Source organism: Paraburkholderia elongata, assembly GCF_013177735.1.
GTDB lineage: Bacteria > Pseudomonadota > Gammaproteobacteria > Burkholderiales > Burkholderiaceae > Paraburkholderia > Paraburkholderia elongata.
The window spans coordinates 23314-41207 of the sequence record NZ_WOEZ01000215.1 but is presented as its reverse complement, the minus strand read 5'-3'; the positions used below and the strand labels follow the sequence as shown (position 1 = coordinate 41207).

The 17894-nt window shown below is 60.7% G+C and carries 18 protein-coding genes and 2 pseudogenes; 6 read left to right on the top strand and 14 right to left on the bottom strand.

Translation table 11 applies throughout. The annotated features are described in order from the left end of the window. Nucleotides 1–109 precede the first annotated feature (109 nt). Nucleotides 110–820, bottom strand: coding sequence for an IS1634 family transposase (locus tag GNZ13_RS38885; RefSeq protein WP_172175078.1), 711 nt, complete (start codon nucleotides 818–820; stop codon nucleotides 110–112). A gap of 42 nt (nucleotides 821–862) precedes the next feature. Here GNZ13_RS38885 and GNZ13_RS38880 point away from each other — a divergent pair, with 42 nt between their 5' ends. Further along, nucleotides 863–1213, top strand: coding sequence for a DUF6788 family protein (locus tag GNZ13_RS38880; RefSeq protein ID WP_172175075.1), 351 nt, complete (start codon nucleotides 863–865; stop codon nucleotides 1211–1213). A 60-nt stretch (nucleotides 1214–1273) separates the two neighbouring features. On the opposite strand, the pseudogene GNZ13_RS38875 reads toward GNZ13_RS38880, so the two are convergent. From GNZ13_RS38875 to GNZ13_RS38855, 5 genes and pseudogenes are all read right to left on the bottom strand, one after another. Further along, nucleotides 1274–1762, bottom strand: a pseudogene (locus GNZ13_RS38875) (alpha/beta hydrolase); the annotation flags it as partial. A 34-nt stretch (nucleotides 1763–1796) separates the two neighbouring features. Continuing rightward, nucleotides 1797–2222 (bottom strand): organic hydroperoxide resistance protein, encoded by a 426-nt coding sequence (locus tag GNZ13_RS38870; protein WP_172175072.1) that lies wholly within the window; start codon nucleotides 2220–2222, stop codon nucleotides 1797–1799. 172 nt (nucleotides 2223–2394) lie between these two features. Next, nucleotides 2395–2961 carry a TetR/AcrR family transcriptional regulator gene (locus GNZ13_RS38865; RefSeq protein ID WP_172175069.1) on the bottom strand — a complete coding sequence of 189 codons (567 nt, stop codon included), beginning with the start codon at nucleotides 2959–2961 and terminating at the stop codon, nucleotides 2395–2397. A 628-nt stretch (nucleotides 2962–3589) separates the two neighbouring features. Further along, nucleotides 3590–4078, bottom strand: a complete 489-nt coding sequence (locus tag GNZ13_RS38860; RefSeq protein ID WP_172175066.1) for an SRPBCC family protein — start codon at nucleotides 4076–4078, stop codon at nucleotides 3590–3592. A 612-nt stretch (nucleotides 4079–4690) separates the two neighbouring features. After that, nucleotides 4691–5761 (bottom strand): annotated as a pseudogene (locus tag GNZ13_RS38855) (IS110 family RNA-guided transposase). Between the two features lie 575 nt (nucleotides 5762–6336). On the opposite strand from GNZ13_RS38855, the gene GNZ13_RS38850 reads away from it, so the two are divergent. Both GNZ13_RS38850 and GNZ13_RS38845 read left to right on the top strand, forming a co-directional pair. Further along, nucleotides 6337–6618, top strand: a complete 282-nt coding sequence (locus GNZ13_RS38850) for a thioredoxin domain-containing protein (RefSeq protein WP_172175063.1) — start codon at nucleotides 6337–6339, stop codon at nucleotides 6616–6618. 556 nt (nucleotides 6619–7174) lie between these two features. Beyond that, nucleotides 7175–8116 carry a substrate-binding domain-containing protein gene (locus GNZ13_RS38845; RefSeq protein WP_172175060.1) on the top strand — a complete coding sequence of 314 codons (942 nt, stop codon included), beginning with the start codon at nucleotides 7175–7177 and terminating at the stop codon, nucleotides 8114–8116. Nucleotides 8117–8618: 502 nt separating this feature from the next. Here the strand turns inward: GNZ13_RS38845 and GNZ13_RS38840 are convergent. Further along, nucleotides 8619–8789 (bottom strand): hypothetical protein, encoded by a 171-nt coding sequence (locus GNZ13_RS38840; protein ID WP_172175057.1) that lies wholly within the window; start codon nucleotides 8787–8789, stop codon nucleotides 8619–8621. Between the two features lie 1307 nt (nucleotides 8790–10096). Here GNZ13_RS38840 and GNZ13_RS38835 point away from each other — a divergent pair. Then, nucleotides 10097–11314 carry a S53 family peptidase gene (locus GNZ13_RS38835; protein WP_172175054.1) on the top strand — a complete coding sequence of 406 codons (1218 nt, stop codon included), beginning with the start codon at nucleotides 10097–10099 and terminating at the stop codon, nucleotides 11312–11314. An 891-nt stretch (nucleotides 11315–12205) separates the two neighbouring features. Here the strand turns inward: GNZ13_RS38835 and GNZ13_RS38830 are convergent. From GNZ13_RS38830 to GNZ13_RS38810, 5 genes are all read right to left on the bottom strand, one after another. Further along, nucleotides 12206–12676, bottom strand: a complete 471-nt coding sequence (locus tag GNZ13_RS38830; RefSeq protein WP_172175051.1) for a hypothetical protein — start codon at nucleotides 12674–12676, stop codon at nucleotides 12206–12208. Continuing rightward, nucleotides 12676–13152, bottom strand: coding sequence for a hypothetical protein (locus tag GNZ13_RS38825; RefSeq protein WP_172175048.1), 477 nt, complete (start codon nucleotides 13150–13152; stop codon nucleotides 12676–12678). The genes GNZ13_RS38830 and GNZ13_RS38825 overlap by 1 nt, the downstream gene beginning before the upstream one ends. After that, nucleotides 13149–13502, bottom strand: a complete 354-nt coding sequence (locus tag GNZ13_RS38820; RefSeq protein ID WP_216675200.1) for a hypothetical protein — start codon at nucleotides 13500–13502, stop codon at nucleotides 13149–13151. Before GNZ13_RS38820 ends, GNZ13_RS38825 begins: the two co-directional genes overlap by 4 nt. A gap of 35 nt (nucleotides 13503–13537) precedes the next feature. Next, complete coding sequence (locus GNZ13_RS38815; RefSeq protein WP_172175045.1) at nucleotides 13538–13837, bottom strand: HigA family addiction module antitoxin; 300 nt, start codon at nucleotides 13835–13837, stop codon at nucleotides 13538–13540. Nucleotides 13838–14038: 201 nt separating this feature from the next. Then, complete coding sequence (locus tag GNZ13_RS38810; RefSeq protein ID WP_172175042.1) at nucleotides 14039–14536, bottom strand: hypothetical protein; 498 nt, start codon at nucleotides 14534–14536, stop codon at nucleotides 14039–14041. A gap of 117 nt (nucleotides 14537–14653) precedes the next feature. On the opposite strand from GNZ13_RS38810, the gene GNZ13_RS54455 reads away from it, so the two are divergent. Together GNZ13_RS54455 and GNZ13_RS38800 are read left to right on the top strand one after the other, a co-directional pair. Next, complete coding sequence (locus tag GNZ13_RS54455) at nucleotides 14654–14959, top strand: helix-turn-helix transcriptional regulator (protein WP_407945687.1); 306 nt, start codon at nucleotides 14654–14656, stop codon at nucleotides 14957–14959. Beyond that, complete coding sequence (locus GNZ13_RS38800; RefSeq protein ID WP_172175039.1) at nucleotides 14956–15411, top strand: hypothetical protein; 456 nt, start codon at nucleotides 14956–14958, stop codon at nucleotides 15409–15411. The genes GNZ13_RS54455 and GNZ13_RS38800 overlap by 4 nt, the downstream gene beginning before the upstream one ends. Before the next feature lie 858 nt (nucleotides 15412–16269). On the opposite strand, the gene cas6f is transcribed toward GNZ13_RS38800, so the two are convergent. Beyond that, entirely contained in the window at nucleotides 16270–16833 is a 564-nt protein-coding gene (cas6f, locus tag GNZ13_RS38795) for a type I-F CRISPR-associated endoribonuclease Cas6/Csy4 (RefSeq protein WP_172175036.1), read from the bottom strand. A 3-nt stretch (nucleotides 16834–16836) separates the two neighbouring features. Beyond that, nucleotides 16837–17877: a type I-F CRISPR-associated protein Csy3 gene (csy3, locus tag GNZ13_RS38790; RefSeq protein WP_172175033.1), complete on the bottom strand. Its 1041-nt coding sequence runs from the start codon at nucleotides 17875–17877 to the stop codon at nucleotides 16837–16839. Between the last annotated feature and the right edge of the window lie 17 nt (nucleotides 17878–17894).

Genomic DNA, 17894 nt, shown 5'->3' with positions numbered 1-17894 from the left:
CTGCAAGCGCCCGCGGTCAAGCAAGCCGCAGCGGGTGGTATCGACATAGCGGTAACACCTGATCCTGATCAGGGAACCCTTGCTTTTCAGTGACGTACGGAGGTGTGCATCATGTCGGGTATTGGTTCGAATCGGCCACATAGAGGAAATCGCTGCGCCCTGCCACGGCGCGCAACGTATTCCAGGTCTCGATGTGGGTTCGCGAGTCGCTCGCGTTGCCGTCGGTACAGCGAAACGCCACGGGAATATTGCCGTCGGCGGTCATCGTGAGGATGAACAGCAACTGCTTCAGATCGGGCCGATGGTCCTTGGAGTGACCATAGGTGATCACCGGCGCAGTTCGTCCGCGGATCTTGCGGCCTGAGGCGCCACGATAGCTGCCATAGAAGCTGATCGAAGTGCTGTCGTTATGGCACTCGTCAAAGTTCACGCCGAAGCGCTCTGCGACCGCCAACACCACGTCAGTCAGCAGCGCTGCGCGATCGGCATCAAACAGCCGATCCAGGGCGCGTCCGAGCCGATCATCGCCGAGGTGCTCCATCTCCTCGGCGCGGATGCCGAACATCCCGCTGGCGAAGCCGTGGACGGTTTCCTGCTGGCGGTAAACCGGCTCACGCTCGACGATGATCGAGCGCAGCAGGACGCCGAGGGCCCGGGCATGAGGAACAGCACAGCGTGCGTCCGAGGGGACGTGTCGTTCGAGCACGTCCTCCAGGCCGATGCGTCCAATAAAGTGATTGATGAGGGGCAAAGGTCCCAGACGCTCGCTGTGCAGGGTGAAGCGAGCCTTGTGCGGGGAAGGTTCTTGCGTGCCGTTCATTCTGTCGCTAAGCTTAGCGACAGATATTCAAAAGTCAAGCTCATGCCACGCCGACCCGAAGTCATCATCAAGCAGGCCCGCGAGCGCATCGAGCGCATCCGGGAGACGCTCAATGCGATCGACTATCTGTGTTCCGGCACGCTCCTGGAACGCATGAAGGTCTGCGGCAAGCCGGGCTGCCGCTGCGCCCAGGATCCCGACGCCCGCCACGGCCCATACTATGAGTGGGGACATATGAAAGGCGGCAAGCTCGTCCATCGGACGGTCTCGCCCAAGCAGGCCGCCGTCTTGCGGCATGCCATCGCTAACTATCGGAAGGCGAAGAAGCTGATGCAGGAGTGGGAGGACGAAACCGAGCGCCTGATAGACGCTGAAGCGCCACGCAAACCCTAACCGACCCGGGCGTCCGGGAAATTACGCCCAAATTCGATCGGCGACCTGCGGAAAGTAAGATTTGGTGGCCGCGTACGCCTGATTGATCGCCACCGGGTAACGCGCTTCGGGCGACGGCGTGTAATTGACAAACACCGCCACAGCCCCTGATTGCACGACGAGTTCGCGCACCAGCCTCTCGTGCGTCTGGAAGTCCCCAAGGGTCCAACCGCCGCCGTGGAAGAACATGAAGACTGGCAGCGTGCCCGTTGCGCCTTGCGGCCGTACGATCGTGATCGGCACGGTGATGCCGTCCTGCTCGATGGTCTTGTTCGACACATCAATGCCGGACAGATCAACCTTCACGCTGTTCTGCGCGTCGACCAGCACCTGACGCGCCTGCGCCGGTGTCAACGTGTTGATTGCCGGTCCTGTGCCGCTGTTCAGCGCATGAAGGAACTGGCTGGTCACCAGATCGGGCGAGGCGGGTGCTGCCGGGCTTGCGGCGATGGCGAGGGTGGCGCTGGCCGCAAGAACGGCGGCGAGTAGCAAGGGCTTGAAGGTCTTCATGGCTTGATCCTGTGCGAGTCGATTGGACGCGTGGTTAAACGATCGTGAGGGTGACGTCGATGTTGCCGCGGGTGGCGTTGGAGTACGGGCAGACGATGTGCGCCTTGTCGACCAGTACCTGCGCCGCTTCGCGTGCCATGCCGGGCAAGGAGATTTTCAATTCGACTTCGATGCCGAAGCCGTTCGGGATCGCGCCGATGCCGACGCTGCCGTCAATCGAGACGTCTGCGGGGATGGCGATCTTGTCGCGCGCTGCCACGAACTTCATCGCGCCGAGGAAGCAGGCGCTGTAGCCGGCGGCGAAAAGCTGCTCGGGATTGGCGCCTTCGCCGCCCGCACCGCCCAATTCCCTGGGCGTGGTCAGCTTGAAGTCGAGATTGCCTGCGGGGACGACAGCACGGCCGTCGCGGCCGCCTGTGGCGTGGGCATGAGCGCGGTAGAGGACTTTTTCGAGTGACATGGTGAAGCTCCTTTAAAAGGGGATAGTAATCAGGCTTTGCTATCTACTACTAGATAGATTCGTCCATAAAAAAACGGACGATTGGACAACACATTTATCCTTTTGTCTATCTATGCAAAGATAGACAAAGGGACCAAACAAAGAGGTGGCTCACCACCTCACATCGACTGCGTTATCGCGCAATCCTCACCGAAGCCTCGACATCCTCGAGTCGAGCCTTGGTGTGAAACAGCCGGCTTGCCAGCACACTCCCCTGAAAAGCCGCGTAGAGGGCGCGCGCCGCGTTTTCCGGTTTGCCGTTCACCGCCAGCGTACGTTCCTGAGCGCCTTGCGCCAGAACCTTGGCCAGCCAGCTTTCGTTAGCCTTGAAAAAAGCCTGCACTGCTTGGCGGATGTTATCCGGCAGCGACTCGATATCGGCAGCGAGCATGCCGCACAGGCAGATCTGATCGCCGTCACCGAGGGTCCTGCCGAACATCTTCGCGTACTTGCTGAGCTTTGAATCGGCCGGCAACGAAGCGTCGACTGCGTGGACGGCGTTGAGTACTTCCTTGCTGTACTCGTTGACCGCTTCCAGAACCAGATCGTCTTTCGACGGAAAGTAGTAGTGGATGCTCGAGGTCTTTACGCCAACCAGACTGGATAGATCACGGTAGCTAAACCCGTTGTAACCACGCAGCATGATGAGCGTGATTGCATGGTCGAGGATCTGTTCGCGCACTGTCGTTGTCGTTTCCATCGCTCGAACCATATCTACTCATAGATAGACTGTCAAATGATCCGGTCGTCTAGACTCGCATGAACCGTCGGCCAGTTGAGATGTCATCGTGCCGGACCTGCAGATTGCCTGGCATCATGAGTACGACTATACGAAGGCTCTGGTCAACGCAAGCGATGCGGCAGATACAACCGGCGAAACCGACTTCACGACCCTCGACGCAAGTCCGGTCGAAAACTCGGCAGTAATTTCAGCTGGACTGATGCTGCTGCGGCCGAACAACCTAAGTCTGACCGCCCGATACACGTCGAGGCAGGTTCGGCTTACGTGTCTCAAGCGGGCAGCCTGCGCTGGCAACAACTGTTTTAGGTGGGCGGGAGCGAGGCGGGACTGTGACAAGATCCGGTCGAGCTGTGTTCGTTAGAGGTGACCGACCGGTGTACCTCGTGCAACGGTCGCTCACGCGACCACGGTGACCGTCTCAAACTGGCCGGACAGTGACCGATGGTTGACCTCCATCCGGCGGCGCCTGGGTTCAAACTTCAGTCTGCTCCACCATCTCAAGCGCATCATCTCCCTTGATGCCAAGAGATACCATCGAGGTAAATGGGAAACGTTGCAGAGCGTTCAATCCATTGCCGCGCTGGCTTCATCCATGCCCGATGTCAAGCAGCCGCGCGTCCAGCCGCCGCGCTAGTGCCGCGCCGCCTTCGCGCATCACTGTATCGTGGTTCCATTGGAAAACCGGTCGCAACAACGGCGCCAATGCATTCATCCATGCGCGGGTCGTATGCACGCACCAGTCATAGCGGACCACGGTAAGGTTGCGTCGGTCGGTCGAAAAGCTCCACCGGCCGGCGCCTTCGACGTCGCCACTGGCTTCCCCCTCCAGCGCGACCAACGGGTCGACGCGCGTCACCCGCATATCGAACACGAGGCGATAGGGTAACCAGCCTTTCCACGTATAGCGTTGTACGACGCCCACGCCCTGATCGGAACCCGCCTCTAGCTGGTCCACGCGCTCGACGTTATTCCACCACTCGGGCCAGCGCGCCGAATCCTGGATTGCCGCCCAAACTTCCTGCACTGGCGCATCGATGCGCCAAATGGTGGAAAAGCGGTATTCGACCGTCCGCAAGATGCCTCCGCTCTTAGCATTCTTCTAGAGATTTTGTCAGATGCTCACAACACTTGCCATCACCGGCGAAATAGCACCGCGTTTCCACCCCTCGATATCTCGTCGAGCCGTCGGCAACAAAACGTAAGACAGTTAGAGGCAGCCGGCCAGTTCACGAGAGCCGACGCCGAGAGCTTCACCTCAGCCAAACCCGGCCGACTGCTGCCTGAGCCGACCGCCTCATGTCGACCGATAATGTTTGCAAGGACTTCCCCCGAGAGTCAAGGTCGGGGTTCTATTTTTTTCGACTCTCGCAGAGATCTGGCGCGCACTTGCAGGCGGGCCTGTTGGCGTGGTCATGTCATTTTCCTCAAGTCGGCTGCCGCTGTCGTGTTGAAGCAATACCAGGAACAGACTGCGCCTTTGCAAACGGCCTTGTTGCCCGAGACGTATCGGGCGGGCCACGATATGAGCCGCACAGGAGAACCCTATTTGAAAACCGGCGAACAGGCATGGGACATTGAGCCTCATGCGGTAACGACTCGCCAACAGAATCGTCGGGTTCTTCTCCCGTTCGGTCCGACCTCGTCTTGCTATCGCGTCGAGCAATAATTGAGTCTCAGGCTAATCGGGTCATGCTGTAGCGGGTGGTAACGGCGGATGTATCGGATGGCGTTGCCACGCGTCGGCGTCATAACGTTCGTTTTTTGCGAGCATCGCCCACAACATCCGGGCATGCTTGTTGGCAATCGCAATGAGCGTCTTGTGATAGCCCTTGCGTTCGTGAAGCTGCCTGATCCACCGTTGCAGCCGGCTTGCGTGCGTGGGGTCCGCACGCAACGCCGACTGCAATGTACTTCGGGCGCCCTGAACGAGCGGCGTGCGCAGATAGACGTTACCGCGCAGGCTGATATGCCCCAGCCGGGCCCTGCCGCCTGAGCTGTGCTGCCGTGGCGTCAGGCCGAGCCAGGCACCGAACTGCCGGCCGTTTCTGAAGACCTTCGCATCGGGCACCGTGGCGGCCAGCGCACTCGAGGTTACGGGACCGACGCCGAGCAGTTCGCCGGCGCGTCTTGCGACATCACTGTTTCTGGCGTGAGTGGCGATCTGCTGATCGCAGCGGGCGAGCCTCAGGTTCAGCGCGACCATTTGTTCGCGCACTTCGAGCAACATGGCGCGCACCGGGTCAGGCAGTCTGGCGTCTTCGATCAGTGTGGGCAACGCGCCAAGAAAGCGATCGGCTGAACGTGCAATCACCACTCCAAATTCAGCGAGCAATCCACACGCGTGCGATTAAGCAGCGAGGTACGTTCCTCCTGCCAGCCCTGACGTACGCTGTGCCACGCGAGAATGGCCTGCTGGTCGACAGACTTGATTGCCACAAAGCGCGGTCGGCTGCCGTGCGGCAACGGCGATCGCTTCAGCATCGGCTGCGTCGTTCTTGCCGCTGGGTCGGAACGGCTTGACGAATTCGGCTGGAATGAGGCGAGCGATGTGACCGCGGGCGGAAAACCAGCGTCCCCAGTGGTGGGAGGAGCCGCAGGCCTCCATCGCGACGCGGCACCGAGGCAGTTGCTCAGCCCACCCCATGAACGCTTCACGTCGCAGCACGCGCCGCTGCAACACGGCACCGGTAGCATCAAGCACGCAGACCGCGAAGATGTCCTTTGCCAGGTCGATGCCGACGGTAGTAAGCTGGTCTATGACTTCCCCCTCCTGTTCCGATTGATGGATGGCACCTCAATCATGGCACTTGATGCCCGCGACTTCAGCGTCGCACCGGGACGGGGAAGTCACTCACATTTGAAAAAATCGCTGTCGGTCGCTGTCGCGAGGTTTTAAGGGGTCTTCCTACCCTTGACCGGTGGTCGCGAGCGGCTTGTAGGCCGATCTAATAGGTCGATTTTTTCGCGAGCGAACTGAAAAAGCGACGGAGCGACTTTTTCAACAGCATCGACCCTAACCTGCCGATCGCCGCGCTCGAAAGCGGCCATTGCGAACTGAGCGAAAACTTGTGGAAACGGAAGCAAGCGCCACATAAGACATTCGTCGACGAGATCAGCAACTGAAGGCACACTCGTTACCCATGAAAGCCTTCACGTCCTTTACGATTGCGATTCATCATCATGCGCATGCACACTTGGGACTGCCACTGGGGACGTGCATACGCTAGAAATTTGCAGCAACATGCGCTACGAAGCCCCGCCAGCAACGACGGGGCTTTTTGTTTTTGGTTTTTGGGTGCCCCATCAGTGGTCGGCTCACCGAGAGAGCTGAACATGAAAGAGACGATGGCCATCGACTGGTCAACCATGCCGATCCCTATAGACGACGGTGGCGCAAGTCATCTGAAGGGGGAGCGCGTGCCCGGAATTGCGTTGAACTCGACGGGCGGAGACACTGTTGACCTGCGTCGTCTCGCGGGCTACGTCGTTATTTACGCCTACCCCTGGAAAAAGCGTCCTGACGGGCCGGTGCCCGATGGGTGGGTGTCGATCCCCGGCGCCGCGGGATGTACGCCGCAGTCATGTGCCTTCCGTGATCATGCAGCGGAAATCTAGGCGGCCGGCGCAAGCTATCTCTTTGGACTCTCAACGCAAGATAACGCCAAATGCGCTCGGGATGTGACGCTGCCTAGCATTGCTTCTGATCTACTTGCGATCAGCGCCGTCGCCACGCTTGCGGCTTAGGGAAGGTCATTGCCGACGATGTAGGCTGCCCCGTCTGGTGTCCCTTTGTGGCCGGTCACTGCCTGTCGTCGATCGGCGGGACGCGACCCAGGGCGGACCTTCGCCACGCCCCCGGACATCCGTTTGCGACCCTTTGACTTCATGTGCGCGTTGCATGGCCAACGCCTTCGTCCTCGCAATGCAGGACATGATTTGCGCATTGCAGCTAAGGGAATGACCTCGGGTCTTTCAGGTCGTCGAGGCAAGCTGCAGACTGGGAGATGGATATCCGAAATGCATTGACACATCCATCGGGCGCAATTAGTTTTCCAATGGTTGGGACAAGTCATCCGACTGATTCCACGCTGACACAGGCTAAATCAGTTGCGGCCCTTTGGGCCGCGCTGCGTGCGAGCAGAACCCATATTCGGTACCACGGCAACACTCAATGCGCCGAGCGCTTTCACTTCTTGTAGTAGTTACTGCATTGGCGGGGGCGGTGCAGGCGGCGCCTGCCACCCAGATTGGTGTGGTGCTCGCTGGCTCGATCCTGGATTTCTGGCAGGCGATGAGCAAGGGTATGCACCGTGCCGCTGACGATCTCCATGTCGAACTGGTAATACGCAGTCCTTCCGACGGAATGTCACTCGGCGCACAACCCAATATCCAGTTGAGCATGATCGACTACATGGTGAAGAGCGGCGTAGCGGGTATCGTGTTGGCGCCCGAGCCACTGCAAGATGTAGCGACTCCGATTTCGGTCGCAGTTCCTACGGTACTCGTCGACCGGAGCAGCACGGATTACAACGCGATTTCCACTGTAAGCACCGACAATTTCGCGGCAGGTAGAGCTGCGGCCCTGAGTCTGGTACCCGTTCTGCACAAGGGCGCCAGAATTGCAGTGCTGAGACTCGCGCCGAATATCAGTTCGACGACCGCGCGTGAAGAGGGGTTTTTGACCGTCGCACGTGAGATGGGGTGGCGTGTGGTCATCGCCCCCTATGTCGGGTATCAGTTTCGCGAGACGGAAGCACAGGTGCGCAAGGTCCTGACCGGTGACGTAGGGCACCTCGACGCGGCCTTCGCTCCGAACGAGACGACGGCCTATGGGGCTTTGCACGTCATCGAAGAGATGCCCGCCGGCACTCGTCCTCGTCTGGTCGTGTTCGATTGGCGCCCGGAATTTCAGGATGCGCTCGAACGCAGCATGGTATACGCGGACATTGTGCAGGACCCCTACCGTATGGGTTATCAGGCGGTCGAGACGCTGATCGCTGCCTTGGAGGGGCATCCGCCTCGTCCAAAGGTATTTGTCGACGTGGTGACGGTGACGCGCGCAAACATGAATGACCCGGCAATACGCGCCGTGATAGCAAACTACAATCGATAGCGACTCGGGAATGAGCGCGCCCCCCGAGTACGGAAGCTGATTCGGGCGGTAATCATCCTTTTCTTTCGAAATCTGGCAGATTCTCCTGAAGGCATTCTTGTGAGGCGCTCAGGGTGATCCCGAACCGACCAGTCCCCGCGGGGACATACACGCCTTGTCGACGATTTGTCCCGTTATCTTGAAGGTCCGCTGTTGGCCGTACGCGGGCCGCCGATGCCGTTGTGCCGCTCTTCGACGCGTGGACGGCAGGCGTCGCCTCGAGGGCAACAGCCGAGTTTCCCTGAACGTTCCATGTGAGCCACGGCGTGCCCTGAAGCGTAGCGGAAGGGTAAGCCGTCGGAATCGATGTGGGTATTAGGCAGCCAGTTGGTGCCGCGGCGCTTAGCTTACGGGCTCTTTAGGAATCTCAAATAGAAGGCTGCAAAGACCAAGACAATGCCGATGTTCACTATCAGCCGTTCCCAAAATCGGCGCGAGCGATGGGCCGCGCGCATTTTGGCTGTCAAAGAAACAGGCGATCGGGAAAATGGCCGGGCACGCCGAGCAGGAAGTGGCTCAAGTCGGTGGCGATGTTCACCAGATCATCCTGCAGATCCGCCTCATCGGCGTCGTCCTCATGCGCGTGGATCGCCTCGTAGGCGAAGCGGACCGCCCACGCGAACACGTCGGCCACCAGCGCCTCGCGGTTCGCCTCCGGTTTGGACAGCGTATTTGATGCCGAGCAGACGCGCGGTCACGTCGTCCGCGGTCCCGTCGAGCCGCTTTTTCGCCTCGTCCTCCGGGCCGCCCCGCTCCATGAACGCTGCCGCCTCGGCCGATTGCGCGGCCAGCCACATGAATAGCGCGCCGCGCCCGGGTCACCGTAGTCCTTCGATTTCTGCGGCAGCGGCACGCGCAGCACCATCCCGAGCCAATTGTCGGTATACCGCGGCGACCACGTCCCGCCAGGCGGCAATCGTGCCGCCGGATATTTCCGAAAGGCTTCCTGATACGGCCATTCCAGCAGGGGCATCTGTGGACTACACGGCTGACAAGCCCGTCTTCTTCGGGCATTACTCGATGACCGGAAAGCCACGCGTTCAGGCGCCGAACGGCGCCTGCGTCGACTATAGCGCCGGCCATCGCGGCCCGCTCCTTTGCATATCGATGGGACGGCGAGGCGCAACTGGGCGACGAACACTTTGTGATTTCAGATTGACAGGGGCGTCATGTCGGACGATCTCGAAACTACGCTGGCACAGGCGGAATCCGGCGATGCAAGCGCTCAGGGTTGCCGTGGCGGACGCATACCGAACTGGCGATGGGGTAGAGGTTAATAATCGCCCGGCGCGACGCAGCGGAGAATGAGCGCATTAGGGCTGCTGCGGCGCGATAGCGCTTCACGCATCAACGCAAAACGGACAAAGGTTCGAGAAGTGGTCGCGAGCGGCCCAAGCCGACACGCAGTTTGAAATCGGAGCGCAACGCACGCACGCTCGGCGGGACTGCCTTACCTCCTGAGTTTTGCGCCCCGGGTAGCATTGCGGCACGAGCGCATCACCCCGCGGGGGACGACCGCCCGCCGCTTGCGATCGATGCGGTTCGGCCCTTCATGGTCGCCCGGCAAGGGCGACACTTATAACGTTTTCACCAACTCAAGATCGTCCGTCGCGCACCGTTAAACATCTTGACGCCATGCCAGTGCGAGAAACGTAAAGAGGCGAACGACGCGCGAGAAACGGGCTCCTGGCTGACTCGAGCTTGGTTGCCTTGCAGACGGTGCCCACGTCTTAGTGGTGCTCTAATGACGATCAGACCTCGCATTTACGCGATGAACGTGTAAACCCATGCTTTAACACCACAAGTTTTTTGGTGAAGTTGTACTGGCGCGTGTTCACATTATCCAAATCCACCGACGATAAGTGCGAAGTTGGTGACGGCGACGGTTTTTTTGTAAACTCCGGGCAGGCCGGATCATTCCATTGATATGGAGAATCACGAATGAAAAACAACAACCGGTTGTCCATATTGATAACGGCTCTCTGCATACCCGCGCTCACCGGCTCGAACGCATTCGCGCAGGACAACGGGCAATCGGCGCCCTATGTCGAAGGCGCCCGCGTACCGAAGGGTTATGCCCGCCCGCCTTTCCACGTCAAGCCGCATGCCAGCACCGCGGCCGTCGTCGGCCTCACGCCCGCCACCGTGCGGCACGCATATGGCTTCGACACCATCACGAATCAGGGCGACGGCATGGTGATCGCGATCGTCGACGCGTACGACGATCCGAAGATCGAGTCGGACCTCGGCGTGTTCAGCACGCAATTTTCCCTTCCCGCCTGCACGACCGCGAACGGCTGCTTCAAGAAGATCTACGCGAGCGGCAGCAAACCCCGCGCGGATTCCGGCTGGGCGCTCGAAATGGCGCTCGACGTCGAATGGGCTCACACCATCGCGCCGAAGGCGAAGATCGTGCTCGTCGAGGCGGCGTCGAACAACTTCAACGATCTAATGACGGCGGTCGACGTGGCGGTCAAAAACGGGGCGTCGGTCGTGTCGATGAGCTTCGGCGGCAGCGAATTCAGCTCGGAAGGCAGCTTCGATAGCCATTTCAGCACCTCGCCCGGCGTGACCTTCGTCGCGTCGTCCGGCGACAGCGGTTACGGCGCGGAATACCCGGCCGCGTCGCAATCCGTCGTGTCGGTCGGTGGCACGACACTGTCGATCGATGCATACGGCAATTACATCGGCGAGAGCGCATGGAGTGGCAGCGGCGGCGGCGTGAGCGCCTATGAGGCGGAACCCGCCGGGCAGGCCGCATGGCCGGTGCCCTACGCCGGCAACCGCGGCATCCCCGACGTCAGCTACGACGGCAACCCGAACACCGGCTTCGCCGTGTATGACTCGGTCACCTATAAACGGCAGTCGGGATGGTTCCAGGTCGGCGGCACGAGCGCGGGCTCGCCGCAGTGGGCCGGGCTCTTCGCGATCGCGAACTCGCTGCGCACGGCAGCGGGCAAGGCCAAGCTCGGCGGCACGTACAACGCGCTGTACACGGCCGGGAAGTCGGCGTACGGCAGCGATTATCATGACGTGACGACGGGCAGCAACGGCACCTGCGGCACGGTCTGCAACGCTGCGGGCGGCTACGACTACGTAACGGGATTGGGCTCCCAGCAGGCGCCCAATCTGGTTCAAGCGCTAGTTGCTCAGCCTTGAGCCTGAGCTCACCTGAGCAGCGCATGCAAACGGGGCACCTGCGCCCGTTTGCATGCGCGTCGGATCACGCGCGTCGCCACGCTTGATTCAGCGCCGTCACACCGCGAACGCGCCACCCTGCAGGCCGATGCGCCGCGCGTCTCGCCCTCAGTTTCGCAGGCATCGAAGGCTACTATCCCGTCCGCGCAATGATTCGCGCCACCGCTAAGGTAAAGGTCTAACGTGGACAAGCTCACATTCTATCTATCGTCCGCAATGTTCGGAGCGGGCGCGGGGACATCAAACGCATTCGGAGATATGTTCGTATGGACGTCGATCATTCTATTGATCGCATGTATGCTACTCGCTATACCTACGAAACGTTGATTGAAATTAGCTCTAGCCGGTCTATGGAGTGTCCGTGGTGCCTGCGCTCGTTACGAAGTGGTTATTTCCGCGCCCAGCGGTCAAGGCCATCCAACTCGATCCGCGCAAGTTCGAGATGATGTGTTCGAACTCACCTACGAGATGGGTGCGGCGATCCCCGAATCTTCGCCAAGTTACCCGGCGTGGTTCGACCGGTTGAAGACGAACCATCCGGAGGCCACCCTAGAGGCCTCGTCGCCGCAGGGGAAACCTGTCAAAGGGATATTGCGTTTGCGGTAATTGCGACAAAAAGCAGAAAAGCTGCATTATCCGGGGGTATCTGAACTGAAGCTTTGGGTTACCCGATCATTGTCCGCGTAAGCACTGGATCCATGGCAAGACTGGCGCCGATCCGAGGCATTCGCGAGAGAAATTGAGATGCGGCTCGTACAATTGATGGCCTAAGTGCCGAGACGGCCGGTGCGGCGGCGATCGTGTCGCGGTCGTCGCAGGTGGTGGTCCGCCCGTTAGTGAGTAGCCGACTGCCTACAGAAACAGGCGATCCGGGAAGTGCCCGGGCATGCCGAGCAGAAAGCGCGTCAGGTCGTCGGCGAGGTTAACCAGATCGTCCTGCAGATCCGCCTCGTCGGCGTCGTCCTCATGCGCGCGGATCGCCTCATAGGCGAAGCGCACGGCCCACGCGAACACGTCAGCCACCAGCGCCTCGCGGTTCGCCTCCGGTTCCTGATAGATATGATCAAGCTGCCGGTACATCCAGTTGACCATGCCGCCGCTGCGGTTCCACTGGCCGACCGGCTCGCAAGCGGGATCCCTGCCGAGGAAGATATCTCCCATCGTTATGCACGCCTGCGTATCGGCCATCGCCGCCACGCCCCGGTCCTCACGTCCTGCGCCGACCTCGGCCACACGGTCGACCACGCCCGCCAGAAAGCCGCGTACGAGGCCCCCGACCACGTCCGGGTCACCGAGGTAGGGCCTCGAACTCGAGGCGCGCATCAGTATTTGGTGCCGAGGAGCCGCTCGGTCACGTCGGTGACGATGCGATCGAGCCGCCCCCGCGCATCGACCTCGTCGCCACCCTGCTCGATGTCCTCCGCCGCATCGGCGGTCTGCGCGGCCAGCCACATGAACAGCGCCGCGCCCGGGTCGCCGTAGTGCTTCGTTTCGTCGGGCAGCAGCACCGTCAGCACCATGCCGAGCCGCCGGTCGGTATTCCACGGCTGCGCATCGAAGCGCGCGTCGCGGCCGAGGAAGATATCCCCGAGCTGGCGGGCCTCGACCTCGATGATGGCGAGCGGATAGCGCACGCCCGCCTCACCCGCGTGCCACGCGGCCCGGGTATCCAGCACGTATTTGACGAACCCGCGCACGAGCCGCGAGACGACCGCGAGATCGCCCAGCGACGGCTTGCCGGTCGACACCAGATCGTCCAGATACAGACCGCCGTCGCCGGGTTTCGGAATACCGGTCATGGCGCGCGGAAACCTTTGCGCGGCTCGGTGCCATACGGCGGGATTTCCTGCAGGTCGGCCATCGCATGCCACACCTTGAAGTAGGCGTCGTGCAGCGGCGCATCGGCCACCGAGTCCTTGAAGTTGCCGTAGTCGATGTGGCGCAGCTGCGTGGCGATGGCGGTGGCCACCACGTCGCGGGCGATGAACGCGCGGAACTGGTAGTCACGGCGCGGCAGCGTCACCACTTCGACGCCGGCACCGAACACCGTCTCGATGTCGCCGGCGCGCCGCGCGCGCACGAGCAGGGTGGCGTCGTCCGCCGGATTGCTGACGATGGAAAGAAAAGCGTTTTTCAGGCAGATCCACATGGAACACCCCTCGTTGTGTGCGCACCTATCCCCGGTCAGGCGCGCGCGACGTACGGCTCGATCGTGCGCAGCACGTCGCGCAGCTGCTCGCGGGCGATTTCCGTGTCGTACTGCGTCTGCAGATTCATCCACGTCTGCGCATCGGTGCCAAAAAATGCCGCGAGGCGCACCGCCGTATCGGCGGTGATCGCACGCTTGCCGTGCACGATTTTATTGATGCGCCGCGCCGGCACACCGATCGCCTTGGCGAGCGCGTACTTGCTTATACCTAGGGGGGTGAGCCACTCGTCAGCGAGAATCCTGCCTGGCGTCACAAGCGGCACCCGCCGGGTCATGGTCGTGCTCCTTTTCATTGGTTTTCAATGATTCCCACGCCACTCGCGCTACCGATCCCGAGGCGAACACAGGCGTGTCGCCGATCGTTGACACCAACGAGGCAATCATTGAAGTCAATAGTAACGCAACACGTTAATAGTGCAAGTCGTTACTAACGACGCGCTGCAAGACGAGGGTGTTTGCTGCTGGACGAGCGCGCCTTAGCGCGCCATCTCTGGCGTTGCCGCGAACCGCGCAGTCGAGCACGCCGTGCCGACCGGGCAGTGTGCGGGGACGACGGCTGGCGGTTCGGCGTCCAGCCAGACCCGGGTGACGATGGCCTCTGGCCAGCGACGTGCGACGAAACGTTCGATCTCTGGTCGGCCCGAGCGCAGGCCAATGTCGAGGCGTTGCTGTTTGCCGTGCAGATCGATTTCCACGTGCGCCTGGCGCAGGCCAGCCCATTTTTGCGGCGTGCCACCTTTTGAGTTCCGGCCGTGCAGGAATTCCCGCTGCCGGTTGTAGCAACTCGGGCAAAGCGTATGACCAAGGACCAGGCGCAGCACCCGCCTGCCGCATCGCACGCACTGGCCAGACGGCCGCGAATCCCAGCGGGAAACGCCGCGCTTCGAATCCGGCTTCGCGTCGTCGAGCGAAAGCGCCTCGGCGTGACGTTGGCCGACGGGACAGCCGACGCATGCCAAGGCAGCCGCTCCCATGAAGTTTCGCCCGCAGCATTGCGCCGTCAGATCGGCGCGCAGTCGCTCGCACCGAAATAGCAAAACGCCTTGAAAAACCGGAGATTCGAAGTATTTGACTTCCATGTCGCGAGTCTGATGTCACGACCTGCTCGCGCGGCTCTGGTCGTGACGGCATGCTGGAACCAACCTGCGACCACGCGGATTCGTGAAGGAACACCTATGCCCATGTCGAGCCAGTCGCCACCGGACCGAGACGGCATCAGCCGGATGCGGGCCGTGATTCGACGGACAGGTCTGTCGAAAAACAGCCTCAGCCGGTTAATCAAAATTGGCGCGTTTCCGTCGCCAGTGCGCCTCTCCAGGCATTGCATCGGCTTCCGGGATTCAGAAGTCGATCACTGGATCGCAACGCGCCCTCGCGCGAAGGAGATACCAAAATGAATCAGCACCCAATGGCGCAGCTGTGGGTGAAGAATCCCGAGCCACACATCACGGCGTTCACGCCAGCACAGCTGAAGCAGGAAGCTCTTGCCAAGGCGATGTCGGCGCTGTCGGGCAAACGCATTTCGGGAATCCAAGCGACGGCGATCGAGGTGGCGCTGAACATGGGCGTCGCGCCGCAAAAAGAGCTTCTTCAGCGCATTTTGGGGGCGAGCCGCTCTCGAAGTCGCTGGGCGGCCAATGGCAACGCGCCGTCGGCGGGCGCGCGAGCGATCCGGCGCCGGAGCGGGCGGCGCCGATCAGGACGCCGGGCGACTTCGGTAGCCACACGGCGCCGCCTCCGCAGCCGGCACATCCAGCGCGAGCACCTGATAGAGCGGCCTTTGCCAGGCGATCAGACCAATGTGGATCAGATCGTTGCGGGCCATCTCCAGGCGCGTTGGCGCCATTGACAGGCGACGCGCCAGCGACGTGTCCGCGTAGTAGCTTTGGCCCTGGGCAGGCAACATACGAGATTTTTTAACCCAAGCGGCGGCAGGTCCGCACGATGGGGGCATGGAGCCTTGCGTTCGATCCTAGGAACAAAATTACGCAAAAACTGCGAACAGTTTTCTGCAAACCAGCAGCTTTGCTATGGGAGCCCGATTTCCTGAGCGAACTGCGGCTATTGATGGTCGCCCATATTCGCGGCTGCCGTCTCGTCGCCGAACACGATCTCGCTATCCAGCAGGTGATCGCCTAGCAGATTGATGATCGGCTTCACCCGGGCGCACGATACCGGCCGTGGGCGTATTGCGTGAGATCTCGCCGCCGAAGCGGCACAGCAATGCTGCGTTGCGATATAGCGAGCCGTCGATAAACTTTGACACCACGAAACAGGCGAGCGCTGCTTCGGCATACAGTCCCTTCGCGATGATGTTGCGAAAGCCGCCGAACTGCCGCGCCTTGCTGCAAGCCGCTCTCCGCGCGACTCCTGCGATCATTTGCACGGAAAGGACGATGACCTCCTGCCGGACAGGCAGTGGCGGCGTCAATTGCCCGACCACAATCACGACGGAGCGATAGCCATGGGTGTGGGCGCCAATTTGTCCGGCGTCAAATTTCTGAGCTGCCTGTCCGGCAGTGAAGGTGGCGTGCAATGCACATAAGCCCCTATCTTTTCTGAGCTGCCTGTCCGGCAGTGAAGTACAGAACTTTGGTTGTAACAGCCTGATTTTTGAAAGGCGCTATTGCGCCCGCTAACCAGAATTGCAACGGGTTTTGCAAGTGTGTCATCTATAAGAGGTTCATGATAGGTCGCGAAAAAGTGTTCAAAACCACGGAACTGTCGCTATGGCGCTGAGGCCGTAGGCGCTGAACTCACCCTCCACCGCCTGTTGCTGAATGGGCAGGTGTTCCACGAACAGGCGGAACTGCTCGCCGGTGCTCTTGCTTGTCAGAATGAGGTAGGGCAGGTTAAGACGCTCTGCCGCGCAGTCCGGGATGGTCTGCCGTGCCGCTTCCGCATCAATTCCTTTTCGGGCCATCAACCTGCGCCGCTGTCGCTCAGGACTGCTCTTGGCCTGAACGCGCCTGACCACCCGATGCCTTGCATCGGTCGGCACCTGAGTGATTTCCCCAACCTCTATGTGGTCGAGCAGTCCAGCCGTGCAGCCGGACATAGTCAGTGCGCCGAGGCTTGATGCATCGCCGTGGATGCGCAGACGCGTGCCCAGAGACCGGCTGTTCTCCCGGACGTCCGGAAAGCTCACGCCAATGTTTCGTCTCCCATGGGCGGCCAGCGCGCGATGCAGTTCGCCGAATAGGATATTCATGAGGGTGGTTGGAATGAATTCCGGGTCCGGCCGTATGCTTATTTCAAGATAGGCGTTCATCCATCAGTCCTTCTGTCCAAATACCCCACCCCGAATCAGGGTAGCCATCACGTAATGCTGATTTCCTTCATCCGGGGCGCTGTCCTTGAGCACCCAGTTATCGAGCAGATTGTAGAAGTCCATCTTCTGTTGGGGCCTGCGGTAGGCTATTCCTTGCGATGTGACCGAGCCATACGGTTCGACCGCGATCGGGCCAATGAGAGGCCCGCCGTCATCCGGATACCAGGTATCTATGGTGCGCAGAGCGTTGCCGATCTTCTGACTGTGGATTCCAGCGACCTCTCCGACGGCATACAGCGTTTTGCTTTTCTGGCCTTTTTTGTCGCCACGGTCGAGGATCAGTTCCTGCGAGGGGAAGACTTCTTGACCGTCGCCGACTCGGGCGTAGGCAACGACTTCTAGCAACCCATACGCTTTGCTAGCCAAGCCTTGTTCAATCACCTGCGCCAACGCTTTCAGCGACTGTTCCGCATCGGTCGGCATCTTGAAATCACGTAGAGAAAAGCTCAGCGCATCAAAGATCCAGATCTTATTCGCACTGCCTTGGGACAAGTGGCGAACCTGCACCTCGATCTGCTCCGCACTGACCCGGTTGCGCCACAGGAAACGTCCATTGGCCAGGTTGAGGGCATAGCGGCGTGCCAGTTCGGCAAAACCGGTCTGGTCCACATACTGCTGGATAGTAGTCTGCAATTTTTCCTGGTAATCGGCGTTATTGCACGCTGAAGGCATTCCCGCACCACCGAGCACGCGAAGAGTAAACCGGACGCGCAGCGTATCGACATCGTTCGGCAGGGTTGCGACATCGACGGTGTGAAGGTTCGGGGACTGGATGGCCGTATCCAGCTTTGCCGGGTCTTGATCCCTGCTGGCGCGCCGGTCTGAAATGGTGCCGCGCACGGACTTTTCTCTCACGCTTACGGGAGGCCATTTCTCACCGTTTTCGCGGTCATTCCAGCGCCCGGCGGTGAAACACGCATCCGAAGGGTCCAGTTTGCGGGCGAACGCCAGCACCGAGGCCGTTTTCAGTTCATTTTTTGTCATGTCATTCCTCCTTGTCC